The sequence below is a fragment of the Marinagarivorans sp. genome (assembly GCF_982758155.1).
On sequence record NZ_CEXWTU010000005.1, the window covers coordinates 9166 to 33796 of the forward strand.

At 46.0% G+C, this 24631-nt stretch carries 24 protein-coding genes; 15 read left to right on the plus strand and 9 right to left on the minus strand.

The window, feature by feature from the left end; translation table 11 throughout:
- From AC3A8L_RS01270 to yjgA, 11 genes are all read left to right on the plus strand, one after another.
- Positions 1-342, plus strand: a 342-nt coding sequence (locus AC3A8L_RS01270; protein ID WP_487960399.1) for a CBS domain-containing protein, incomplete at its 5' end; no start/stop codon positions are given.
- Positions 342-899, plus strand: coding sequence for a KdsC family phosphatase (locus AC3A8L_RS01275; RefSeq protein ID WP_487960400.1), 558 nt, complete (start codon positions 342-344; stop codon positions 897-899). The genes AC3A8L_RS01270 and AC3A8L_RS01275, both read left to right, overlap by 1 nt.
- Complete coding sequence (lptC, locus tag AC3A8L_RS01280) at positions 896-1486, plus strand: LPS export ABC transporter periplasmic protein LptC (protein ID WP_487960401.1); 591 nt, start codon at positions 896-898, stop codon at positions 1484-1486. The genes AC3A8L_RS01275 and lptC overlap by 4 nt, the downstream gene beginning before the upstream one ends.
- Entirely contained in the window at positions 1470-2114 is a 645-nt protein-coding gene (lptA, locus tag AC3A8L_RS01285) for a lipopolysaccharide transport periplasmic protein LptA (RefSeq protein ID WP_487960402.1), read from the plus strand. Before lptC ends, lptA begins: the two co-directional genes overlap by 17 nt.
- Positions 2101-2826 (plus strand): LPS export ABC transporter ATP-binding protein, encoded by a 726-nt coding sequence (gene lptB, locus AC3A8L_RS01290; RefSeq protein ID WP_487960403.1) that lies wholly within the window; start codon positions 2101-2103, stop codon positions 2824-2826. The genes lptA and lptB overlap by 14 nt, the downstream gene beginning before the upstream one ends.
- Before the next feature lie 170 nt (positions 2827-2996).
- Entirely contained in the window at positions 2997-4529 is a 1533-nt protein-coding gene (locus AC3A8L_RS01295) for an RNA polymerase factor sigma-54 (RefSeq protein WP_487960404.1), read from the plus strand.
- Positions 4530-4564: 35 nt separating this feature from the next.
- Complete coding sequence (locus tag AC3A8L_RS01300) at positions 4565-5026, plus strand: PTS sugar transporter subunit IIA (RefSeq protein ID WP_487960405.1); 462 nt, start codon at positions 4565-4567, stop codon at positions 5024-5026.
- 140 nt (positions 5027-5166) lie between these two features.
- Positions 5167-6057 carry an RNase adapter RapZ gene (gene rapZ, locus AC3A8L_RS01305; RefSeq protein WP_487960406.1) on the plus strand — a complete coding sequence of 297 codons (891 nt, stop codon included), beginning with the start codon at positions 5167-5169 and terminating at the stop codon, positions 6055-6057.
- The gene (locus AC3A8L_RS01310) at positions 6057-6326 is read left to right on the plus strand and encodes an HPr family phosphocarrier protein (protein ID WP_487960407.1); all 270 of its coding nucleotides are present in this window, start codon (positions 6057-6059) and stop codon (positions 6324-6326) included. Before rapZ ends, AC3A8L_RS01310 begins: the two co-directional genes overlap by 1 nt.
- Positions 6327-6434: 108 nt before the next feature.
- Entirely contained in the window at positions 6435-7793 is a 1359-nt protein-coding gene (gene mgtE / locus AC3A8L_RS01315; RefSeq protein WP_487960408.1) for a magnesium transporter, read from the plus strand.
- A 46-nt stretch (positions 7794-7839) separates the two neighbouring features.
- On the plus strand, positions 7840-8364 hold the full coding sequence (gene yjgA, locus AC3A8L_RS01320) for a ribosome biogenesis factor YjgA (protein ID WP_487960409.1): 525 nt from the start codon (positions 7840-7842) through the stop codon (positions 8362-8364).
- A gap of 183 nt (positions 8365-8547) precedes the next feature.
- Here the strand turns inward: yjgA and uxaC are convergent, their stop codons facing one another.
- The 7 genes from uxaC to AC3A8L_RS01355 all read right to left on the minus strand — a co-directional run bounded on the left by uxaC (position 8548) and on the right by AC3A8L_RS01355 (position 16702).
- Entirely contained in the window at positions 8548-9966 is a 1419-nt protein-coding gene (gene uxaC, locus AC3A8L_RS01325) for a glucuronate isomerase (RefSeq protein ID WP_487960410.1), read from the minus strand.
- Between the two features lie 81 nt (positions 9967-10047).
- The gene (locus AC3A8L_RS01330; protein ID WP_487960411.1) at positions 10048-11520 is read right to left on the minus strand and encodes a mannitol dehydrogenase family protein; all 1473 of its coding nucleotides are present in this window, start codon (positions 11518-11520) and stop codon (positions 10048-10050) included.
- A gap of 33 nt (positions 11521-11553) precedes the next feature.
- Positions 11554-12771: a D-mannonate dehydratase ManD gene (gene manD / locus AC3A8L_RS01335; protein ID WP_487960412.1), complete on the minus strand. Its 1218-nt coding sequence runs from the start codon at positions 12769-12771 to the stop codon at positions 11554-11556.
- A gap of 152 nt (positions 12772-12923) precedes the next feature.
- On the minus strand, positions 12924-13859 hold the full coding sequence (locus tag AC3A8L_RS01340) for a sugar kinase (protein ID WP_487960413.1): 936 nt from the start codon (positions 13857-13859) through the stop codon (positions 12924-12926).
- Between the two features lie 7 nt (positions 13860-13866).
- Entirely contained in the window at positions 13867-15147 is a 1281-nt protein-coding gene (locus AC3A8L_RS01345; RefSeq protein ID WP_487960414.1) for a TRAP transporter large permease, read from the minus strand.
- Entirely contained in the window at positions 15144-15692 is a 549-nt protein-coding gene (locus AC3A8L_RS01350; protein ID WP_487960415.1) for a TRAP transporter small permease, read from the minus strand. The genes AC3A8L_RS01345 and AC3A8L_RS01350 overlap by 4 nt, the downstream gene beginning before the upstream one ends.
- Entirely contained in the window at positions 15689-16702 is a 1014-nt protein-coding gene (locus AC3A8L_RS01355; RefSeq protein WP_487960416.1) for a C4-dicarboxylate TRAP transporter substrate-binding protein, read from the minus strand. Before AC3A8L_RS01355 ends, AC3A8L_RS01350 begins: the two co-directional genes overlap by 4 nt.
- A 320-nt stretch (positions 16703-17022) precedes the next feature.
- Between AC3A8L_RS01355 and AC3A8L_RS01360 the strand changes: the two genes are divergently transcribed.
- Positions 17023-19728, plus strand: a complete 2706-nt coding sequence (locus AC3A8L_RS01360) for a glycoside hydrolase family 3 C-terminal domain-containing protein (protein WP_487960417.1) — start codon at positions 17023-17025, stop codon at positions 19726-19728.
- A gap of 96 nt (positions 19729-19824) precedes the next feature.
- Here the strand turns inward: AC3A8L_RS01360 and prmB are convergent, their stop codons facing one another.
- The gene (gene prmB / locus AC3A8L_RS01365) at positions 19825-20748 is read right to left on the minus strand and encodes a 50S ribosomal protein L3 N(5)-glutamine methyltransferase (protein ID WP_487960418.1); all 924 of its coding nucleotides are present in this window, start codon (positions 20746-20748) and stop codon (positions 19825-19827) included.
- 240 nt (positions 20749-20988) lie between these two features.
- On the opposite strand from prmB, the gene AC3A8L_RS01370 reads away from it, so the two are divergent.
- From AC3A8L_RS01370 to AC3A8L_RS01380, 3 genes are all read left to right on the plus strand, one after another.
- Complete coding sequence (locus tag AC3A8L_RS01370; RefSeq protein ID WP_487960419.1) at positions 20989-21429, plus strand: DUF6795 domain-containing protein; 441 nt, start codon at positions 20989-20991, stop codon at positions 21427-21429.
- A gap of 240 nt (positions 21430-21669) precedes the next feature.
- Positions 21670-22110: a DUF6795 domain-containing protein gene (locus AC3A8L_RS01375; RefSeq protein ID WP_487960420.1), complete on the plus strand. Its 441-nt coding sequence runs from the start codon at positions 21670-21672 to the stop codon at positions 22108-22110.
- 1 nt (position 22111) lies between these two features.
- Entirely contained in the window at positions 22112-23323 is a 1212-nt protein-coding gene (locus AC3A8L_RS01380; protein WP_487960421.1) for a lipase family protein, read from the plus strand.
- Positions 23324-23407: 84 nt separating this feature from the next.
- Here the strand turns inward: AC3A8L_RS01380 and AC3A8L_RS01385 are convergent, their stop codons facing one another.
- Positions 23408-24580, minus strand: coding sequence for a phosphoglycerate kinase (locus AC3A8L_RS01385; RefSeq protein ID WP_487960422.1), 1173 nt, complete (start codon positions 24578-24580; stop codon positions 23408-23410).
- Positions 24581-24631 lie beyond the last annotated feature (51 nt).

Below are 24631 nucleotides of genomic sequence, written 5' to 3' on the forward strand. Positions count from 1 at the left end.
CCCGCCGTTACACCCGATACCGCCCTCACAGAAACACTCGCCATTATGAGCAGTAAAGGGCTTGGAATGACAACCGTTCTCGACCCACAGCATAGATTACTGGGGATATTCACCGATGGTGATTTGCGAAGAGCAATCGATACCGGCGCCAATATTAGCAACGCCTGCATTGGCGAGATAATGACCCGAAAACCACTCACTACCGCAGCCGACACACTCGCCATTCAAGCACTTGAAACCATGGAAGCGCGAAAAATCACAACACTTGTCGTCGCGGATGATAAAAATCACATTCTCGGTGTCCTACACCTTCACGACTTACTACGCGCAGGCTTGGTGTAATGACAAACAATACTTTTAACAATGCAGCGTTAACACGCGCCAAAAAAATTACTTTATTGGTGCTTGATGTCGATGGCGTATTAAGTGATGGCCGCATCACCTTTAGCGAATCAGGTGAAGAACTCAAAAGCTTCAGCACCCTCGACGGACAAGGCATACGATTACTCTTGCGCGCAGGCATGAACGTGGCTGTTATTACCGGCCGAAATAGCCATATTGTGGCGAAGCGCTGCGCAGATTTAGGCATCACACTGTTAGCTCAAGGGCGTGAAGATAAAATGGTCGCCTTACAAGAATTACTCGCCAGCATGCCAGTACCACCGAGCCTAGAAGAAATCGCCCACATGGGCGATGATCTCCCCGACCTACTCATAATGACCCAAGTCGGGCTTGCGCTCACGGTGCCCAACGGACACCCCGAAGTACTGAGCCGCTCACACTGGAGGAGTAGTCGCCAAGGAGGTATGGGCGCCGTACGCGAGGCTTGTGATGCGCTATTAATCGCACAAGACAAGTATCAAACCGTTATCGATTTCTATACAGGTTCCGGCGAGTGAAAAACTGGGTTTACATTTCACTGATTTGCGTGATTACAATGACCGTTGTTTTGCTGTGGGATAGCCGCCCAGAGCTCCTTAATCCCCTCGCAAAGGTAGAATCTCCTTTCGAGCGTTTTCCGTATGCCGTATTGCATGACGCTCGCACCAGTCATTTTGATGAAACCGGTAAACTCAGCTATGAGTTTGATGCCGTGACGCTCAAGCATTTTCGCGCCGATACACAAAGCACCTCCGACGAAGATTACATGCTTATTACTGCCCCTAAACTGACACTATATGGCGAACCAAACCCTTGGTTTGTCACCGCCAAGCAAGGGAAAATTATGGCCCACGGCGAAAAATTAACGCTATGGGATGACGTAGAAGTCTGGCAAACCGATAACAATGATACGACAATCACCACAAAGCTCAGCACCGAAAGTATCGATATATTCCCTCACCAAAAACGCATCAGTACTGATGCTCACGTTCACATCGAAAGCGCTAACGGCACCATTAATGCCGACGGACTCGAAGTTGATATGATTTCACAACGCATCAAGTTACTAGCCAACGTGCGAGGACAACATGAACCTATTCAGTAGAATTGTCGCAGCAGCTTTGCTATGCACCTGCGCCAACGCCATCGCACTGCAAAGTGATCGCAGCCAACCGATCACCATCGACGCCGATAGCGCAGAACGTGATGAGATAGCCGGCACCACAACCTACTCCGGAAAAGTAGAAATGGCGCAAGGCTCCATGCGCATCAACGCCGACGAAATTGTTATCTATAACACCAAAGACAAAGTCACGAAAATAATTGCAAAAGGTAAGCCTGCGGCCTATCAACAACAGCCCAGCGATAAAGCCGGCAAAGTCGTTGCTAAAGCCAACATCCTCGAATACCGCATCGATCAAGAAACGCTGCGTTTACTCGAAGGTGCATCACTTCAACAAGAAGGCACCAGCTTGTCCGGCACAACAATTGAGTACGATGTGCGAAAATCCGTTGTTAAAGCCGACAGCAACAACAAAGAGAGTGGCCGCGTACGCATGGTAATTCCTCCTAAGGCATTGCGCAGCGAAGTACCCGACAGCCCCTCAAAAGAAGAAGGCTCTCCAGATGACACATTCAGCACAGAGCCTGCACAAGTCGATAGTAATATAGACGTACCAACAACGCCCGAAGATCAAACCGCAGTAACAGGAATTGACAATGGCCACTCTTGAGGCAAAAAACCTCGCCAAAAGCTACGGTGCGCGGAAAATTGTTTTAGACGTATCCATGAGTGTAAACACCCATCAAATTGTGGGATTACTCGGGCCTAATGGCGCCGGTAAAACAACATGCTTTTACATGATTGCCGGTATAGTCCGCGCTGACCATGGGCAAGTTTTTATCGATGGGAAAGATGTCAGTCGTAAACCCATGCACGAACGCGCAAGACTCGGGCTGGGCTACCTCCCCCAAGAGGCCTCTGTCTTCAGGAAGTTAACCGTTACAGAGAACCTGCTGGCCATCTTAGAAACCCGCAAAGACCTCAAACGCAAAGACCGCATTAGCGAAGCCAATAAGCTTTTACAAGAATTTCATATCGAGCACATCAAAGATAGTCTGGGCATGGCCTTATCCGGCGGTGAGCGCCGCCGGGTTGAAATTGCCCGCTCCTTAGCAGCTGATCCCAAATTCATCCTGCTTGATGAACCTTTCGCCGGCGTAGACCCCATTTCAGTTTCCGACATTAAACAGATTGTGTCGCACCTCCGTGATCGCGGTATAGGCGTGCTGATTACCGACCACAATGTGCGCGAAACCCTGGATATTTGCGAACAGGCCTACATTGTGGGCGAAGGCCACATTATTGCTTCAGGGTCGCCAAACACCGTATTAGAAAACGAGAAAGTTAAAGAAGTCTACCTTGGGCAAGACTTCAAGCTCTAACTTACGATCTATTAGACGATTTGAGCGCTAGCACGCAACCGTTAGATTTTTTAGATATGGCCTGAAGTTTGCTTTTACTGGTCATTGCAGTACATCGCTGGGATGACTACAATCACATTAAGACGCTCTCAATGTGTGCAGCGCAAAAAACTTGATGGATTTACTCTTCGATGAAGCAATCTTTGCAACTCAAACTCGGCACTCAGCTGACCATGACGCCTCAGCTGCAACAGGCGATACGTCTATTGCAACTTTCGACACTCGATCTGCAAAACGAAATTCAAGAAGCCCTTGAAAACAACCCGATGTTGGAAGTCACAGAAGACAGTGGCGCCAGTGAGGGAAGTAAAGGGGTCGATGGCGAGCAGGCAAGTAATGCCCAGTCAGAATTACCCGCAGACGTTGAAACTCCCATAAAAGCCGCTGAAGTAAGCCCCGAGAACACCAACGAGGCCAACGAGGCAACAGCCAGCGATGACTGGAGCGAAAACATCCCTACCGACTTAGCCGTAGATACCAGCTGGGATGACCTCTACCAAAGTGGCCCCAGTGGTAGCGGGTTATCCCGTCCCGAAAATGAAGATTTCGACTACGACTCGCGCAATGCCAGCGCCGAAACCCTACAAGATCACTTAATGTGGCAACTTAATCTCACCCCCATGAGCGATACCGATCGTGAAATCGCCACGGCGGTTATTGATGCCGTAGAGCCTTCAGGCATGTTAAGCCAAACGATGGACGATATTTTTGAAGGTATGCAAAAAATATTTCCGGATCTAGAGGAAGACGAAGTCGCCGCCGTGCTTCGCCGCGTTCAACAGTTCGACCCGCCGGGCGTTGCCAGCCGAAATATCAGCGAGTGCCTGTATTTACAATTGCTGCAGTTGCCTGAATCGACGCCTGGTTTTGCTACGGCTAAAGCTTTAGTCGCCGACTACCTTCCGCTACTCGGCAGTCGCGACTTCAAACAATTAATGCGCAAGCTCAAGGTCAAAGAACCCGAGCTTCAATCCGCCATTGCGCTGATTCAAAGCCTAAACCCAAAGCCCGGCGACTTCATCAACGACTCCAGTACAGAATATGTTGTACCGGATGTGTTTGTCAGCAAAGTTAAGAATCGCTGGCAAGTTCAGCTTAACCCCGACATTGCACCCAAATTAAAAATTAATTCGGATTACGCATCCTTAGTAAAACGTGCCGACAGCAGCACTGACAACACCTATTTAAAAGATAACTTGCAAGAAGCTCGCTGGTTTCTAAAAAGCCTACAAAGCCGTAATGAGACACTCTTAAAAGTTGCGACGTGCATTGTCGAACGTCAGCAAGGGTTTCTGGAACATGGCGCTGAAGGCATGAAGCCCATGGTTTTACACGATGTCGCTGAAATGGTAGAAATGCACGAATCCACTATTTCTCGCGTCACCACCCAAAAATACATGCACACCCCACAGGGTATTTTTGAGCTGAAATACTTTTTCTCAAGCCATGTAGCAACAGAATCTGGTGGTGAATGCTCTTCCACGGCTATTCGCGCCATCATCAAAAAATTGATTGCCGCGGAAAACACAAGAAAACCCCTTAGCGACTCTAAAATTACAGAATTACTGGCCGATCAAGGCATCATGGTTGCTCGCCGGACGATTGCAAAATACCGCGAGTCATTACAAATTCCACCCTCGAATGAGCGCAAGCAACTAGTATAATAGTTGGCTTTTAATACGATAAGGCTGAGTTACCTATGCCACTAGAAAAAATGCTATCGGCTAACCGCGTATTATGCGGCACCGAATGCACCAGTAAGAAGCGCGCACTTGAAACGCTGGCCGATTTAATCACCAGTAGCGTACCTTCACTAAACGCCAATGATTTATTTCAGCAATTGATAACCCGAGAAAGACTCGGCTCAACAGGTATTGGTGAAGGTATTGCCATCCCTCACTGCCGATTTGCAACAGGGGGCGTTTCCGTTTGCGCAGTAATGACACTGCAAAACCCTATTGATTTTGATTCAATAGACAACACACCTGTCGACTTAATATTTGCAATGCTCGTTCCTGAAGATGCTGACAATGATCATTTACAAAATTTAGCCGCATTAGCAGAGGCACTACAAGGCAAAGGTTACGCTGAAGCCTTACGTAAAGCAGACAGCAACAATGCACTTTTCACAGCTGCGCTTGTGCCATTTAAAGAAAGTTAAGGCCAAAAGAAAACCCGTTGCAATACGACGTTTGCAATATAACGGTCGTAATAAAACCCTACACTGCAGACTCACAATACAATAATTCAGAACTGCAGTATCAACATTCATTTTTAGCGTCTTTACATTAGGAGATTACCATGCAATTTGTTGTTGTTAGCGGGCGTTCGGGCTCAGGCAAATCAACAGCGCTGCAGTTACTCGAAGACTGCGGCTACACCTGCATTGATAATCTCCCCGTCAGCTTACTTCCCGCACTGATCACGCAAATGAAAAACGCCGATAGCGGAAAATTACTTTTAGCTGTTGGGATTGATGCCCGCAATATTGGCGGAGACTTAAGCCGATACCCCAGTATTATCGAAGCCTGCCAACTCGAAGCCTCACAGTTCACAACCATATTTTTAGACGCCAGTAATACAATTTTACTCAAACGCTTTAGCGAAACACGCCGTAAACACCCATTATCCAATGACAAAACCGGCTTACAGCAAGCGATTAATAGTGAACGCGCCATTTTAGAGCCCGTTGCTGCATTAGCCGATATCACACTCGATACCAGCACCCTAACCCTGCACGAACTACGCAGCGTTATTCGCAAGAAAGTGGTCGGCGAAGATAGCAAAAGTGCCGCCCTGAGCTTTGAATCGTTTGGCTTTAAGTACGGCATGCCCGTAGACGCCGACTTTGTTTTTGATGTGCGCTGCCTACCGAACCCCTTTTGGAAACCCGAGCTGCGCGGTTTCACCGGGCTAGATGAACCCGTACAAACGTTCCTTGCCGAGCAACCTGAAGTCATGGCGATGGCCGACGACATTGCAGCCTTTTTATCCAAGTGGCTACCCTCCTTCCAGGCCAATAACCGCAGCTACCTCACTGTGGCCATCGGCTGTACAGGCGGTATGCACCGCTCTGTTTTTTTGACTGAGCACCTCACCAATGTGTTTAAAAACACCTATGGTAATGTACAGGTTCGCCACCGCCAACTAACCGGGCAAGCCCAACCCATTGCGCACTTGGTGGCCAAATAATGAGCGAACAAACAACAACTATCTGTAATAAATTAGGCCTGCACGCAAGGGCCGCCAGCAAACTCGCCAATACAGCCAATCAATTTGGCAGCAAAGTCACCGTCAGCTGTAACGGCAAAGCCATTGACGCCAAAAGCATTATGTCGCTAATGTTATTAGCCGCCTGCAAAGGCACAGAGATTACTGTAGCGGCTGATGGCAATGATGCCGACACAGCCGTAAACTCGGTTGTAGCACTAATTAACAACCGTTTTGACGAGGATGAATAACCCAAAAAAGCATTTAAGAAACGAGGATTAAAAAGAGCGTCGCCAATAAAGGCATCGCCTGCCAGTCTACTTTTGCGTAGCCATGCCGTGACCATCGAGCTGTAGTCAATGCCTAAGAGCAATAGCCATTCAAGTACCGAAAAACATTTCGGCCATATTCACAACCTACTCCAAAGCGGCACGCTAAAGCAGGTTAAGCACTCCCTGCGCGTGCTAACACCCGTTCAGCTAGCGCGCGTTATCGAATCTTCACCACCCCATACCCGTAGCGTGATATGGGAATTAATTGGTAAAACCGCACAAACAGAACTCATAGAAGAGCTCCCCGAAGATATTCAGGCGTTTTACCTCGCCCAGATGAATACCGAGGACTTGGTCGAGCTCACAGAAAGTCTTGAAACCGATGATATTGTCGACATCCTTCAAAACCTGCCGGATCAAATCACCCAGCAAGTTTTAGAAGCCATGAGTGATCAAGATCGCGATCGTGTAACAGCCGTTTTGGCCTACCCCGAGAATACTGCTGGCGGCCTAACCAACACCGACACCATCACCGTGCGCCCCAAGTTTACGCTCGATGTAGTTTTACGCTACCTGCGCCGGCACGATGAGTTACCGCCTTCAACAGATAGCCTAATTGTCGTTAACAAAAAAGATATGTACCTCGGGTTATTACCGCTGGCAACGCTACTGACCAAGCCTGGCGACACCACCGTACGCGAAGTCATGGTTACAGACGCCAACCCGATTTCTGCCGACCTCGATGAAAGCGATGTCGCTAAGCTGTTTGAACAAAACGATTGGGTCTCCGCGCCCGTAGTCGACGAGCAAGGCAAACTTATTGGCCGTATCACCATCGATGATGTGGTCGACGTAATCCGTGAAACGGCTGATCACTCATTTATGGGGGCAGCCGGCCTAGATGAAGAAGAAGACACCTTTGCAACCACAGCAAGAACAACACCGCGGCGCGCCCTGTGGCTAGGCATAAACCTGCTTACCGCCTTATTAGCGTCCAGCGTCATTAACTTATTTCAAGGCACCATTGATAAAGTCGTAGCCCTCGCCGTACTTATGCCGATTGTCGCGAGCATGGGTGGTGTCGCGGGCTCACAAACCCTCACGGTTGTTATTCGCGGGATGGCCCTAGGCCACATTAGCCGCAACAATTTAGGGTGGCTAATCAGCCGAGAAGTCCGCGTGGGTATTATCAACGGCCTGTTATGGGCACTGGTTATGGCCGCAATTGCAGGATTATGGTTTGGGGATTGGCGAATCTCGTTTATTATTGCCGCCGCAATGATCATCAACCTGATTACTGCCGCCGTAGCTGGCGCACTATTGCCCATCGGCTTAAAGGCCATGCGCATCGACCCCGCCCTTGCCGGCGGCGTTACATTAACGACCATTACCGATGTCGTTGGCTTTTTCGCCTTTTTAGGCCTAGCCACTTACTTTTACGCGTGATTAGCGCACCTCTTTTCAACACTAGCACCAAAAATAGGTTTGAGTTATGCAAGATAAACCCAAGCACGATACTGATTATGATGACGATATAGTCAGTAAAACGGCCATTAAAAAAGAATGTCTTGCGCTACAAGACCTTGGTGAAGCACTCACCGAACTAAAAGATGATTTACTCACGCGCATACCGCTCGAAGAAACACTTTACGATGCGATTGTCGAAACACGTAACATTCGCAAAAACGGCGCCAAAAAACGCCACATGCAATTTATTGGCAAACTAATGCGTGCCGCAGACCACGAAGCGATTCAAGCCGCTTATCAAGAAATAGAAGATGAGCAGCAAGGCGACGCGCGACGCTTACACATTGTTGAAGGCTGGCGCGACCGCCTACTCGACAGCAACGATGCAAATGCACTATCTGATTTTTATACAGAATTCCCCTTTGCCGACCGCCAACAAATTCGGCAATTTTGCAAAAATGCGCAAACAGATAAATTAAATAACAAGCCACCAACCAATGCGCGTAAGTTGTTTAAGTTGTTGCGAGAGACACTGAGGCAAACGCATTAGGACATAGGTCAGTAGGGTAACGCATCGGGGCTGGAGCCCCTTTTTAGACATTGCTTCCGTATAGGGATATACGTTATTAGGCTAATGCAGGAGGCAAGTATTATTGGATAAAGTATTTTTTCCTCGGCCCTTATTCGCTGTTGACCTGTCTGCTGCCCCCCCCTGCAGTACTTAAAGAACCGCCTAATACGGGTCTAACGCCAAATCAAAATAACGGTTGGCGTTGTGAAAGCAGACATCGGCAATTAAGCCACTCAGAAGCGGCCAATCATTGGGGGCTTCGCCAGCGGTAACCCAACCGCCTACCATCTCACACAAAATACGACGAAAATATTCGTGCCGGGTATAGGATAAAAAGCTGCGGCTGTCCGTCAGCATACCTACAAAATGGCTAAGCATGCCTAGTTGCGATAATTGGATTAACTGCCGTTGCATGCCGTCTTTTTGATCGTTAAACCACCAGCCTGAGCCAAACTGCACTTTACTCGCAATATTGGCCCCCTGAAAATTACCCGCCATTGTAGCCAGCACTTCGTTATCACTAGGATTAATACAATATAAAATGGTTTTGGGAAGTTCATCAGTTTTTTCCATCGCATTCAGTAAACCGGCAAGCGGCGCAGCAATAGGATGGTCCCCCATGGAATCAAAACCACTATTAGGCCCAACATTGCTTAAAGCTCGTGAATTATTATCTCGCTGCGCCCCCATATGCAACTGCAAAACCCAACCGCGCATTGCATACTGCTGACCTAAAAATACATTAACAGCTGTAAAAAACTGTGCTACTTCTAATTCGGTTAACGACTTTTCATTTAATCGTTTCGTTAAAATAGCATCTAATATTTGCTCGCTAACGGGCTCCGAAAAACGCATTATTTCAATACCGTGATCAGCAATCGTGCAACCGTGTTCCGCAAAATAATCCAACCGACTAGACAGTGCATCCAAGAGCTGATGAAATCGCATAATGGGCGAATTAACAACCTCGCCTAAACGCGCAATGTATTCCATAAAGCCGTCTAATTCTATTTTATAGGCACGATCAGGGCGAAAACTCGGCAGTACTTTTACACCAAAAGGGTTTTGCGAAATATGCTTGTGATGCTGCAGGCTGTGTATGGGGTCATCTGTTGTGCCCACCATTTTCACCCGCATCTTTGTCATAATACCTTGCGCTGAAAAATCCGGCTGCTTAAGCATCTCCTGCGTATCAGCCCAAACCTTACCTGCTGTAAACGGCCCAAAAACGGTATCTGTAATTCCAAAAGGCCTGCGTAACTCTAAATGCGCCCAGGTATACAACGGGTTGCCCAGGCATTGCGGCACAACCGCCGCCCAAGCATCATATTTTTCTCGTTCACTCGCCGCCCCAGTAATCAAGCGCTCTTGTACACCTGCCGCCCTAAGTGCACGCCATTTATAGTGATCGCCTTCCAACCAAATTTGAGCAATGTTGTCATAGCGACGATCTTCAGCAATTTCACTCGGTGGCAAGTGGCAATGATAATCAATAATGGGCAAAGCAACTGCTACATCATGATAAAGGCGACGCGACACGTCGTTCGTCAATAAAAAATTTTCACCAAAAAAAGTTGTCATATCACTCAAGCCAAAACATAAAAAGCAGCGTACACCATGGCGCTGCTTTAGGGATTAATTGTGAAAGTCCACTAATCAATATCAGTGGTAAAAAATAGCCTGCACATCTTCCCTTAATAATTTTATTGAGCGATCAATGCCCTCGATAAAATTAGGGAAGGCGATAAGTTCAAATTTAGCCAGCGCCGAATGCTGAACAAATGCTGCAACGCCTGCACAAGTATTTGCCGCTAACGCCAAAGGTATTAACTCAGATGCCAGAGGGTCGTCGATGATATAACTTGGCTGCGCTTGGCTGTCTTGTAAATATACAATCCAAGCCCCCAATCCAAGCGCCGTAATTTTAGGGAAATTACCTGCCTGCAAATTAATGCACGCCCCCTGCAGCCAACGCTGAGGAATCTTCTGCGAACCATCCATGGCAATTTGCCGAGTTTGATGCTGTAAACTAGCATTCGAAAAACGCTGCAATAAAGTACTTGCATACGCATCAAGATCAGCCCCATCAGGCATATGGAGTGTAGGCGCAGCCTCTTCCAGCATATAAGTTTTGATCAGCTTAACAAGTGCTTCGTCGGCCATACACTCTGCAACCGTTTTATAACCTGCCAAACAACCCAGATAGGCGATTAATGAATGACTGCCATTTAACATCCGTAGTTTCATTTCTTCCCACGGAGCGACATCCTTAACAAAGGCCGCACCTACCTTTGAAAAGTCTGGTCGTCCTTTGGTAAAGTTATCTTCAATAACCCATTGCGAAAAACTTTCGCAAGCAATGGGGGCGCTATCCCGCGGAACAGGCCAAGAAGCTTTAGCTTGCCCTAACAATGAATTTACAGTCGATACAGTTTCTTGAGTGGTGGCAGGAACTATTCGATCAACCATTGTTGAAGGGAAAGCTACATTGGCCGCTATCCAACCTGCAAGGAGCTGATCTTGCAGCGCCGCCAATTGGAGTACTGCACTGCGCGTCGAATGTCCGTTATGAGGCATATTGTCACAGCTCATTACCGTAAACGGAATTTGGTTGTTGTCATAACAGTAACGCAATCCAGCGACCAAAATACCTATCGCCGTTTTGGGTGTTTTGGGTTTGGCGATATCGTGTTTAACCTCTGCGCTATCTAATTTCAACTGTTGCTGGGATGCATCAAAGAAATAACCCTTTTCAGTAACGGTTAAACTCACAATATTAATAGCAGGATCTTTTAAGCGCTCCAACAAGCAGCTAACGTGGCCCGGCCCCGCATAAAGTACTTCACGTACACAGCTGACTTGCCGCAATATTATAGAATTGTCGGCGGCATACTCTGCCACAGTATATTGTTGTTGCTGGTCATTTAACTCATCTACAATCTGTGAGTTTGAGCGGATATTGGCAGCGCATATCCCGTAAGCCTCTTCTGTTGTATTTAAAAGTTTTTCTACATACACAGCCATGTGTGCGCGCACAAAGGCACCGAGCCCTATATGTACAATGCCCACAGGCAAATCAGCGGCCACGTATTGCGTAGGGGTTAAACTCAACCCTCTCTCTATGTTAATTGACATAATTTGCCTTCATTAAAAATTGCACAATAATTATCACCAATGCCACAAAGTGCCATCCTCTAAACGGTTAACCGGCAAGCATTTTCGCTGGTATGGATATTTGGCCGCGAGCTTTTCGTCGATATCGACGCCGTGCCCTGGCGTTTCTCCCGGCGTAAAATAGCCATCGTTAAACGCATAAGCATGAGAGAAGACTTCCTCTGTCACCTCTGCGTGCGCCATATGCTCTTGAATACCAAAATTGGGCACCCAATAATCGAAATGCAATGCAGCCCCCATACACACGGGCGATAAATCGGTAGCGCCATGACAACCCGTTTTAACATGGTAAAGCGAGGCTAAATCGGCAATACGGCGCAAATGTGTAATGCCGCCAGCGTGTACAACCGTAGAGCGAATATAATCAATTAATTGATTCTGTATTAACTCACGACAATCGTGAATACTGCTAAATACCTCACCTACGGCAATCGGCGTTGTTGTGTGCTGCCTAATTAATTTAAAACCTTCTTGGTTTTCGGCCGGCACAGGATCTTCCATCCAGAACAATTTATATTGTTCTATTTCTTTACCCAGCCGCGCCGCCTCAATGGGAGTAAGACGATGGTGTACGTCGTGCAGAATATGTAAGTCATCTCCCATTTGATCTCGCACTGCTTCGAACAACTTGGGCACGTGATTTAAGTATTTTTCTGTCGACCACATATGCTCTGCTGGTAAATCAGAATCTGCAGGTTCGTAACGAGCGCCGCCTGGGCCTTTTTTGCCCACACCATAAACATGATCTAAACCCGGCACACCACACTGTACGCGAATCGCTTTATAGCCCTCTTCCGACAACTGATGGACTTGCTCTAAGGTTTCACTAATGTCGGCACCGTTAGCATGGGCATAAACCATCACGCCGTCACGGCTACGGCCACCCAGCAATTGGTACAGAGGCATATTCGCCATCTTAGCTTTAATATCCCACAGTGCGGTATCTACCGCCGCTATGGCTGTCATATTCACTGCACCGCGACGCCAATAAATACCGCGATAAAAAAACTGCCAAATATCTTCAATACGCTGAGGGTCTTTACCGATTAACGTAGGACAAAGATAATCTTCCAAAAATGCCACAACTGCTTTTTCTCGACCATTTAAAGTCGCATCGCCAATACCGTATATACCCTCATCGGTGGTGATTTTTAATGTAACAAAATTACGACCTGGGCAACAAACAATCACTTTAGCTTCAACGATTTTCATCGTACAACTCCTAATCAAAATTTAGTATTGGTTGAGAGACAACTGTTAATAGTAATAGCGAAACCTTAAACAACGATTTTTTAAAACATTCGCGTTACAGTCTTAATTTAATTCTCACCCATTCAGCTGAAGAGTGATTTAATTTTCAGGCATCAGATTGTAGGCATACTTTGCTCTGATAAAATTGCACCTTCATGCTGAATCACTGATGCCGCCAAACTATGCCCTGCTTTCGCAGCCTTATGAATATCACCACCGGCCAGCCTACATGCTAAATAAGCGGCGCCGAAAGAGTCGCCAGCAGCAGTGGTATCAACCGGCGCCACAACACATTCGGCGTTAATTACAGCCCGCTCCAAACCACAAGCAACAACACAGGGCGCCCGCCCCTGTTTAATAACAATCTCGGGGATATCAAAAGACGCCAAGCGATCAATTACGGCATCAACCGTACTTGAGCCAAACAGCATCGCTTCATCATTAAGGGTTAAAAGGGCTATATCGGCTTGGTCTAGTATTTTTTCATAAACGTTGCGTGCAATAACAAGATCAGGCCACAATTTTGGTCGGAAGTTATTATCGAAATAGATAACACCACCGTTGTGCTTAATTCGATCAATCAAATCAAATAAACGCGCACGACCATCGCTTGGTAAAATCGCTAAACTAATCCCGCTTAAATAAAGCGCATCTAAATGGCCCAGCTGGTCAAAGGTTTTATCGTCGAGATGTTGATCAAAGTAGAACTTTGCAGCAGCTTGATCACGCCAGTAACTGAATGTGCGCTCACCAGCATCATCTACATTAATGGCATAAATGCCTGGCAGCTTATCTTCACGACGTAAAATAAAATCAGTATTTATTTCTTCACTATGAATAAAATCCAGCATGTGGTCGCTAAACGCATCTACCCCAACAGCGGTTATATACTGTGTGGTAGTACCAAAACTTTTCATCAAACGATTAAAATAGAGTGCGGCATTTAAAGTATCACCAGCATAACCTTGAACAATCCCAGCTTGAGGCGAGCCCTTAAGCTCTATCATGCACTCACCTAAAAAACCGACTTTTTTATTTAAAGCCTGCATACATCACCTATGGCATTAAACCGTTGGGTAAAAATAAAACCACACCGGGAAAAAGTGCTAAAAATATGACCAATAATAAAACAGCCAATATCAGAGGAATAGATTCAACAACATAGCGTTCGGTTGGGCACTTTAAAATGCCACAAACAGCATACATTGCAACACCGACTGGCGGCGTCATCCCGCCCAGCGTAACCACAATCATCATAAGAATTCCAAAGTGTACAGGATCAATCCCCATAGCCGTTATAACAGGGACTAATATTGGCGTAAGCAACAGTACAATAACCGTCGCTTCCATAAACATTCCAATCAGCGTTAAAAAACCCAATATTTGCAGTAGCATCACTGTAGGGTTATCGGTGGTTGTTACCAGCGCTTCGGTCATCGTTTGCGGCAGCTGCTCAAAAGCAATCGCATAAGCAACAATATTCGCAAACAATATAATTAGCATAACCATGCCAATATCATTCACACTTTTTTTAAGGGCTTCGAACACTTTACCCAAAGTGAGGTTTCTATATGCAAAGTGGCCAACAGCCAAGGCATAAATAACAGCAAAAGCCCCTGCCTCAGACGGTGTAAAAATACCCCAGCGAATCGTCACAATCAGTAAAACCGGAAATAAAACTGCCCATTTAGCATCCATCAAACCTTTTAAAATGGCTTTACCAGAGGGTTTTTCTTGCGTTTGCGCGCCTATCCCTTTGTGCTTAGCTACAATATAAACGGCGGCCATAAGCACTAATGTCATAAGTACACCAGGAATAAGGCCAGCAACAAATAGCTTACCAATAGAAACATTCCCCATAAAACCGTAGAGGATTAGCCCTATGCTAGGCGGGATTGTGGCAGTAATGAGCGCACCTACAGCAATGGACGCACTGGTAAAGCCTTTTGATAAACCCGACTCAAGCATGGCAGGGCCAAGTACTCGCGCCTGCATGGATGCATCTGCAACCGCTGAACCCGAAACCCCGCCCATCATGGCACTTAATACAATAGAGACATGCGCTAAACCACCACTAATCCAAGAAACCAATAATTGAGAAAACCGAATAAGGTGAGTAGTTATACCGCTAATATTCATCAACTGACCCGCTAAGATGAAAAAGGGTAGCGCCAAGAGGGGGAAACTTTGACTAGCACTGGCAATACGCTGGACAGCAACAGTAAGCGGTAAAAATTCAGAGCCAATAAAATAACTTGCGCCCGCAATACCCACAGCAAATGCTAAGGGCATTCTTATGACTAATAGAACAATAAAAACGATGGCAACAGTAATCATGCAGCCGCCTTATTCGACTTAACGTTTTCACCATCAACGACAAATTTTTGCATAAAAGCCAATGAGTAATCTGGCGCAATATTGCCAACGCATACCCTTAACAGATAAACACCCTGAGCCAGCGTAGTAAAAAGCATTACAAGCCCACCCACCGGTATAGCAGCAGTAACCAAACTGTAAGGTAACTGCGCAGCACCGAGCTCACGCTCTGGGTTTAACAACGTTAATTTAATGCCATAGACAATTAGCATGGCTAAAAATGCAGCCATCAGAACATAAACCACAACATCTATGCTCAACTGCATTTTTAACGGAAAACGTTTTACAAAATAATCAACACCCACATGATCTCCATCGCGCATTGCCTGGTTACCGCCAATCATGCATACCCATACAAATAAAAGCTGAGCGATATCTACAGACCAAATAACAGGAAAACCAATTGTGCGCATTAACGCCGCAAAGAACACACACAAAACAATTAAGGCTAGCATCATCGCCGCTATAGACCTTTCAATTTTTATCCATGCATTAATCAACTTCATGGTTGCTGCCCTGTATCTTTAACGCTCGACTGAGTTAAAGCCTGCGACACCTGCTCTCGCAGCGCCTCATAACCTAATTTCTCATAAACTCCTTTCGTAGCTTCTATAAAAGGTGTGCGATCTATATCTGTAATTACTGTGCCGTATTCACGCATCACCGTTTCAAATCCCGCCTGTCGTTCGGCAGTCAGGTTACTTGCTACATCGCCAGACTCAACCGCCACTTCACGCACCACTTCTTGTAAGTAATTAGGAAGCGCATCAAACCATTGGCTAGACACCACAATGCCTGTCATTAAATGAATATGTGCCGTTTTACTGATATGGCTGACTACTTCATAGAGCCTAGAACTGTAAGTTCCCTGATGCTGCGCTTCCCCCCCTTCGATCACTCCTTGCTGCAGTGCAGGATAAATTTCTGCCCAAGACATGGGTGTCGGGGTTGCACCCATTGCACGCATGGTTTCAATAAATACCGGCGCCCCAATGGTACGCAAGCGTACACCGTATAAATCGGCTGGCGTTGTCACAGGCTTTTGCGCTAATACATGACGCTCACCCTGCCACCAATTGAACGATAACACCTGTAAATGCGCTGCTTTTTTAAGCTGTTCCTCCCAGGTATTAAACAGTGGCGAAGTCACTAACGCGCGGGCTTGGTGGCGATCCTCAACTAAATAAGGAGCCGCCAATATACCAAAGGGTGGCGCATAAAAAGAAAGCCGCCCGCCATCAATCACTACCGCTACATTAGCTCCCGCACGCGCCTGCTCAAGAATATCCTCATCGCTACCTAACTGAGAGCCATAAAAAATACGCACAGGGATTTCCCCATCACTGCGCTGCGCAATCACTCTCTGAAAATGAAGCAGACCTTGATAAAGCGGATCATCTTTTGAGAGTGCCGTAATTACATTTAAAGGCCAGTCAGCATTTGCTAAAGACGATAACAATAGGATCAGACAACAAGCTTGCACGCTCTTAAGAAAAAATCGAAACCAATGCGGCATACTCCAAGACTCCATTGGTTTAATTATATTAAAAAATCACTATCAGATTGATAGCTGACCCAGGGGAAAAGCCGTTGATTTTGACGGGAAAAGCAAACCAAGGATTAATATTAAATTAACAAAATAGTGAACATTTTTTAATAATTTCGATATAACACCAACTGGCGCACCTGGGCAACAATTAGTCTCTAGACTACCGCATCGGTTAGTGCGTACCCTAAACCAACTGAGTATCATGAATGTTGTCGACGCATTCTTGCTCTGTTCACCAGCGGAAAGTAAAGACACGCCAACCATCAGCCCGAAGAGATAAAATAATAATGTCTTACAAGCTCCTCCCTAACAGGCTCTATTCAATAATAGCCCTACGAATTACTGCCAGAAAAGCGCTGCTATCGGGCGTATGTATTGTCGCCATCAGCCTAAATGCTAGCTGTAGCTCAGCCCCAAACAAACAACTTCCTGCACCCACATACCTTGACCCAAAAGTCAGCACTGCACTGCGTATAGATGATTTAGTTGCCCGCATGACGCTTGAAGAGAAAGTGCTGCAAATGCAAAACCAAGCACCAGCCATCGAACGCTTGGGCATTCCCGAATATAACTGGTGGACAGAAGGCTTACACGGGGTTGCTCGAGCGGGCCTAGCCACAGTATTCCCGCAGGCAATTGGCCTTGCCGCGAGCTGGAATGAAAACTTAATGCACGAAGTTGCCACCACTATTGGCGATGAAGCCAGAGCGAAACACCATGCCTTTGCCGCCAGAGGTAAGCGCAACATTTATCAAGGGCTTACCATTTGGTCGCCGAATATTAATATTTTTCGTGATCCTCGCTGGGGGCGCGGACAAGAAACCTACGGCGAGGATCCATTTTTAACCGGCAAGCTAGCCGTACAATTTATTAAAGGCTTGCAAGGCGATGACGAGCAGCACTTAAAGACCATTGCAACCGTCAAACACTTCGCCGTGCATAACGGGCCAGAGCCCGAGCGCCACAGTTTTAATGCCGAAATCAGTACCCGCGAGCTTTATCAAAATTATCTACCGCAATTTGAAATGGCATTAAAGGAAAGTGGCGCAAAATCGGTGATGTGTGCCTACAACCGCCTCAATGGAGAACCGGCCTGCTCCAGCCCAACACTGCTAAAGAATATATTGCGAGAAGATTGGCAATTTGATGGTTTTGTCGTTTCCGATTGCGGCGCCATTGAAGATATTCATAAACACCACAAAGTGACTAAAACAGAAGCACAAAGCGCGGCTGTTAGCGTGCAAGCAGGTACCGACCTTAACTGCGGGAAAATGTATAAAAACTTACCCGCCGCTGTGAGTGAAGGGCTAATAACCGAAGCAGAAATAAACGTAGCATTAAAGCGATTATTAACGGCCAGAATGCAGCTAGGCATGTTTGATGCACCCGAAACCGTGAAATACGCAAATATACCTTACGCTGTTGTTGACAGTGATCAACACCAAGCGCTGGCCTTAAAAGCAGCACAACAATCAATAGTTTTACTTAAAAACGACAACCATACCCTTCCGCTGAAAAAAGATTTAAATTCAATCGCAGTGATTGGACCCAATGCAGACCAATGGCTAACCCTGCTAGGTAACTACAACGGTGTACCTTCAAGCCCTATCACGCCATTAACGGGCATTCAAAATGCGGTATCCAGTGCAACTTCAGTAAAATATGCACAAGGTTCTGAGCTCGCCGATGGTATCCCAATGTTTTACACCATCCCTAGCAAGGCATTTAGCCATAACTATCAATCAGGACTTAAAGTCGACTTTTTCAATCAAGCTGACGTAGCCGGAAAACCTTTATTTTCGTCAACGCAATCCTTAGTGGATATTAACTGGCAAGATAAAGCACCCCGCGAAGATATGGATGATGACAACTTTGCCGTCCGCTGGAGCGGGCAATTAACGCCAGAAATTACCGGAGCCTATAAACTTGGCGTACGAAGCACTTGCAATACAAACGTATTCCTAAATGGAGAAAAAGTAGTCCATACGGCCTACCACTTTCGCGACGAATACGGTGACCCTCGCCATAAAAATTCTGACTGGATAAACTTAGAAGCAGGCAAACAGTACAACATTGAAGTGACCGCTAAAGAAACCTATGCCGACGCTTCGGTGCAGTTAGTTTGGGCTGCCCCCAAAAACAACCTTAAAGAAAAAGCATTGGCGTTAGCGAAAAATTCTGATGCTATTGTATTGGTGATGGGCTTAACGCCGCAAATGGAAGGCGAGGAAATGGATGTTGATGTAGAGGGTTTTCGCGGTGGGGATCGAACTAAAATATCACTCCCGAAACCTCAACAAGAACTCATAAAAGCGATTGCATCCCTCAACAAACCCACTGTTTTAGTGGCTTTAAATGGCAGCGCTCTCGCCATCAACTGGGCGCAAGAGCATATTCCAGCCATTATCGAAGCCTGGTATCCAGGGCAAGCCGCAGGCACGGCAATTGCCAATGTTTTATTTGGCGATTACAACCCAGCCGGCCGACTCCCTATTACTTTTTATAAGACCGTAGACGACCTACCCGCCTTTGAAAACTACACTATGAATAATCAAACATACCGCTACTTTAAGGGTGAAGTACTTTATCCATTCGGCTATGGATTAAGTTACAGCCAATTTAAATACAGCGATTTATCCATTCCCACAACGTTAAAACCAGAATCGAATATAGAACTCAGTCTAAACGCAGAAAACATATCGGATTTGGCCGGTGAAGAGGTTGTGCAAGTGTACCTAAGCCGTAAAAACAAGGAAGAGCACGAATCTATTCGAAACCTTGCAGCCTTTACGCGTATTAATTTAAAACCACACACGCCACAAAATATTTCTTTATCCATTCCGAAAGAAGCTTTTTCGATTATCAACGATAATGGCGAACGTATTTACCCCGAAGGTGAATTCACCCTAAGTATTGGCGGCGGGCAGCCCGATCAAACTAGAAACCCCTCTAGTAATATTTTGACCAAAACACTGAAAATTAAAAAGCCATAAAATAGCACCTAACAAAAAGGCCAGCCTACGTTAATAGGCTGGCCTTTTTGTTAGGTAATTCCACACGAATTTAATGTGTAGTTAACCGCTAAGCCGTTAGGTATTAATTAATTCAAGCTCCGCCGCAGTTAGTAAAAAAACACCATGCCCGCCCGCTTCAAACTCGATCCACGTGAATGCAACATCAGGAAATGCATACTCCAATGCATTCCAACTATTACCCACCTCAACAATTAACACCCCGTCGTCGGTCAGAAAATCGCGTGCTTCGCGCAATAAACGACGCGTAAAATCGAGACCATCATCACCAGAACCTAATGCTAATGCGGGTTCGTGTTGAAATTCTGCTGGCATAGACGCTAAATCATTCACATCCACATAAGGTGGATTACTAATAATTAAATCGTAGCGCCGACCTTGTAAGCCCTCAAAAAGATCGGATTCTACTGCCGTCACACGCTCTTCCAAGTGATACTTTTCAATATTGCGCTCGGCAACTGCCAACGCGGGCGCCGAAATATCACTTAAATCAACTTCAGCCTCTTCAAACAACATTGCACAGGCAATACCAATGCAGCCGCTACCAGTACATAGGTCGAGCAGCGCACGCGGTGGTGTTGCCAGCCAAGGTTGAAATCCATTTTCGATTAACTCTGCAAAAGGGGAGCGCGGGATCAACGTATCCTCGCTTACCTCAAAGGGCAGTTCCATAAAATACGCCTGCCGAGTAATGTAAGGCAATGGCAACCGCTCAGCCACGCGCTTAGCAATGGCCTCGCATAAAAGGGCTTTTTCCGAGGTGGTCAAGCGCGCAGCCAGAATATGCTCATGCTTACCCCAAGGCACTCCAGCTTGCCAAACAACAAGCTGTAAAGCTTCATCCCAAGGATTATCTGTTCCGTGACCATAAAAAAGATCGGCATCATTAAACACTTTAGCCGTAAAACGCAGCCAATCCTGCACGGTCATCAATTCAGCTTTTGCTTCAGCTATACGGCTAAGTAGTAAGTCATTTTGCATACGCCACCTCAAAATCGGGCATTATTGAATACCGCATAGGGTAAAGGTCAAGCGCTTAAATGGCTAGCAAATTGACTCTCGTCAGCATTGGTAAGATGATAGATCGTATTACTCATAGATACTTAGTACAAAGCACTCAAAGCAAAGCAATTAGCTGGATCATCCATAGGAGGGATAATGAAGCCTATTCTACAAACCGCCCTCTTGATTCTATTATTCGCTAGCGTCTCTGGAGCCTGCATGTCAATTCCCTCGCTCAACCCCTTTAAAAAAGAAGTCGTTCTCATGTCGCCCTTAAAAGGCACATTGCTACAAGATGGTAAACCACTCGCCAATATTGATATTGAGGTGGTTATTGTTATGCCTGGCGGAGAGGAACGAATCTATAAGCACCAAACAACATCAGCTGGCGAATTTGATTTACCTGCAATCAAAGACACAATAACATTAGGCCCGATGACTGAGTTTGCGGTCTCTCAGTTTGTAGATGTATTCATTGACGGGATTAAAGACACCGTATGGTCTGCAGGGAAACGTGAACCAGGCCTATATGCGGAAAGAGAGCCCGCAAGTGAGACTATTGGTCTTGTTTGCGACATTAATGATGAGAAAATAAAATATAGTGAGCGAGCCGGATACATCAGGACAAAATGTACATGGAAGGCATTGAGGAAGGTGTAGTACTGCCCCACTCCAGGCAGTTCAGCCAGAAGTAAGAATATACAAATTAAGCAGATATACCCAGCAGGTAGAAGTCCATTGATATACTGATAATTTTTAGCTAGCATACGATTTCAAAAATCACATAACCCAAGGCTGGGAAGCTGATTAAAACCACACTTATCCATAGGAGGGATAATGAAGCCTATTCTACGAACCGCCCTCTTGATTCTATTATTCGCTAGCGTCTCAGGAGCCTGCATGTCAATTCCCTCGCTCAATCCCTTTAAAAAAGAAGTCGTTCTTATGTCGCCCTTAAGGGGCACACTATTAAAAGATGGTCAGCCACTCCCTAACGTCGACATTGAAGTTGTTATTGTCATGCCCGGTGGAGAAGAGCGTATATTTAAACATGCAAGCAATAATGAAGGTGTATTCAGCCTTCCGGCTGTAAAGGATACATTAACGCTAGGCCCCATGACTGAATTTGTTGTTAATCAATTTGTCAACATTATGCATGAAGACAAAAAAAATACCGTTTGGTACGCGGCAAAACGCGAGCCAGGAATGTTTGCCGAACGACACCCCGCCGGGGAAACACTAGAGCTTACATGCGACATTAACAGCGAAACCGAAAGCTACAGAGAGCGTGCAGGCTTTATTAATACCAAATGTAAATGGAAAACAATCAAAAGGATCTAACATGGGAACTTTACAACCTATTCAAGCTGCCAACTTAGCTGCGGATGTATATACTGCACAAAATGATGCGAGCGCTGAACAGTTTTTTATATTAAATAAAGATATTGTTAACCAAGAGGAGTTAACAACTCTTCAAGCATCAGTGGGTACGCGGCTTCTCAATACTAGAGATATTTTTTGCATATGTGCTCACGGAAAAAATAACTTCAGCAGGGATGTTTTTTTAATATTCCGAGGATCCACTTTTGCCAACTATGGTGCAGACTGGATAAGCAATGCCAGAATGGGCCTAGAAATCGGCATCTCAGGTAAACCAGTACATATTGGCTTTAACCACATATTCAAAAGCATGATCCCTCAGCTAGAAACCTTTTTCGCGAGCTTAAATGGCGTAAAGCCGCAGATTGTTCACTGCATAGGTCATAGCCTAGGCGGTGCAGTAGCAACACTAGCTGCAGATTGGGTAAACCACACCAAAAGGAGTGTAGCCACCAAAGTCTATACTTTTGGCGCACCTCGCCCAGCAACACACCTATTTTCCAAAAGTCATACCGACAAAATTGATAAGCAGAATATATTTAGGGTTTACCACGAAAGCGACCCCGTGCCGATGATACCCGTCTTTCCTTTTTGCCATGCCCCCTTTGGCAGCATGGCTTACTTTATTCACACAAAACCAATAATTTGGCCAACCGATCACTTCATCGGTAGCTATATAGACTCTGTTAACGCAAAAGGTAAATCCTGGAAAACATTATCCCCCACAGGTATCCATGAGCCCACTCAAGCCCAAATGGAGCAATGGTTAGAATCCAACATTAAAGTAGAACCCTCCGCTACCAGTACTTGGCGCTGGATTAGCTCTGCTTTATTTTATGTTTTACGTAAAATTGTGGGCTTCTCGCTATCCAAGTTACAAGCGGTATTTATTGGCGCGGTAACACTCGCCGACAATATTGCCGCACTACTAAAGCAAGGCTTCGACATGAGCGGCCCCGATGACAAGGGCGGACCATCAGGTGGAGCCGCGGGTGCACGTAATATTGGCTATTGGGTTGAACGCTTAATGCGCAAAATTATGCAGATACTTGGCTGGGGAGTGAATATTTCAAAAGAAGAACTCAGCCAAACTTTTATGAGAAAAGCGCTGCATCAGCTAATCGAAAAATCTCATGCTGAAGCAACGCGAGCGGTAAGAGGAATAAGCGCGTAGCAACCTAAAACAGCAGCTATAAAAAAGGCGGCAACCTCAAATAAGATTGCCGCCTTTTTGGTTTCTACGCAAAGCGTAAATAACTTAGTGAGCGCGAGACTCTAGTACTTGAACAGCCGGTAATTTCTTGCCTTCAACATATTCAAGGAAAGCACCGCCACCAGTGGAGATGTAAGAGATATCTCTCGCCAAATCAAACTTATCGATAGCGGCCAATGTATCCCCGCCACCAGCAATGGAAAAGGCTTCGCTTGCTGCAATCGCACGGGCGACAACTTCAGTACCTTGCGCAAAAGCATCAAATTCAAAAACACCACAAGGGCCGTTCCAAATTACGGTTTTTGCATTTTTGATAATTTCAGCAACGCGTGCTGCGGTTTCCGGGCCGTAGTCGATAATTTCTTCGTCAGCACTAATCTCCGAAGGTTTACGCACTTCAGTTTTGGAGCTATGACTCCACTCTTTAAAACCGTCTTTAGTCGTACGAACGTCTGTTGCGTAAATCACTTCTGTTTCTTTACATAAGCGTTGTGCTTCTGGGATTAGGTCTTTTTCATACAGTGAATTACCCACTTCGTTACCCGCTGCAGCAACAAAAGTATTCGAAATACCACCACCGACTACTAAAGTGTCTGCAATTTTAGACAATGCATCCAAAACGGTAAGCTTCGACGAAACTTTAGAGCCACCCACAATCGCAACAACAGGGCGCGCGGGGTTGGCCATAGATTTCTCTAACGCATCTAGCTCAGCAGCCAGTAATGGGCCTGCGCAAGCTACTGGAGCAAAACGCGCAACGCCATGGGTAGAAGCTTGTGCACGGTGAGCGGTACCAAAGGCATCCATCACGTAAATATCGCACAAGTTCGCATAAGCTTTTGATAGGCCTTCGTCGTCAGCTTTTTCGCCTAGATTAAAACGCACATTTTCCAGCAGTATTAACTCGCCATCAGCAACCTCTACACCGCTTTTCCAATCACGCTCTACAGGAACCTCTTTACCTAACAGCTCACCCAAATGTGCAGCAACAGGCTTTAAAGAATATTGCTCTTCGTACTCGCCTTCTGTTGGGCGGCCCAAGTGGCTCATTACGATCACTTTAGCGCCGGCTTCTAAGGCCATTTTAATGGTGGGAAGCGCCGCACGAATACGCACGTCAGATGTGATTTTCCCATCCATACTCGGCACATTTAAATCTTCACGAATAAGTACACGCTTGCCTTTAAGATCGAGGTTTGCCATTAATTTGATGGTCATAGTGATTCTCCAACGAACAGGATGATACGGTGATTAAATAAAAGCTTAATA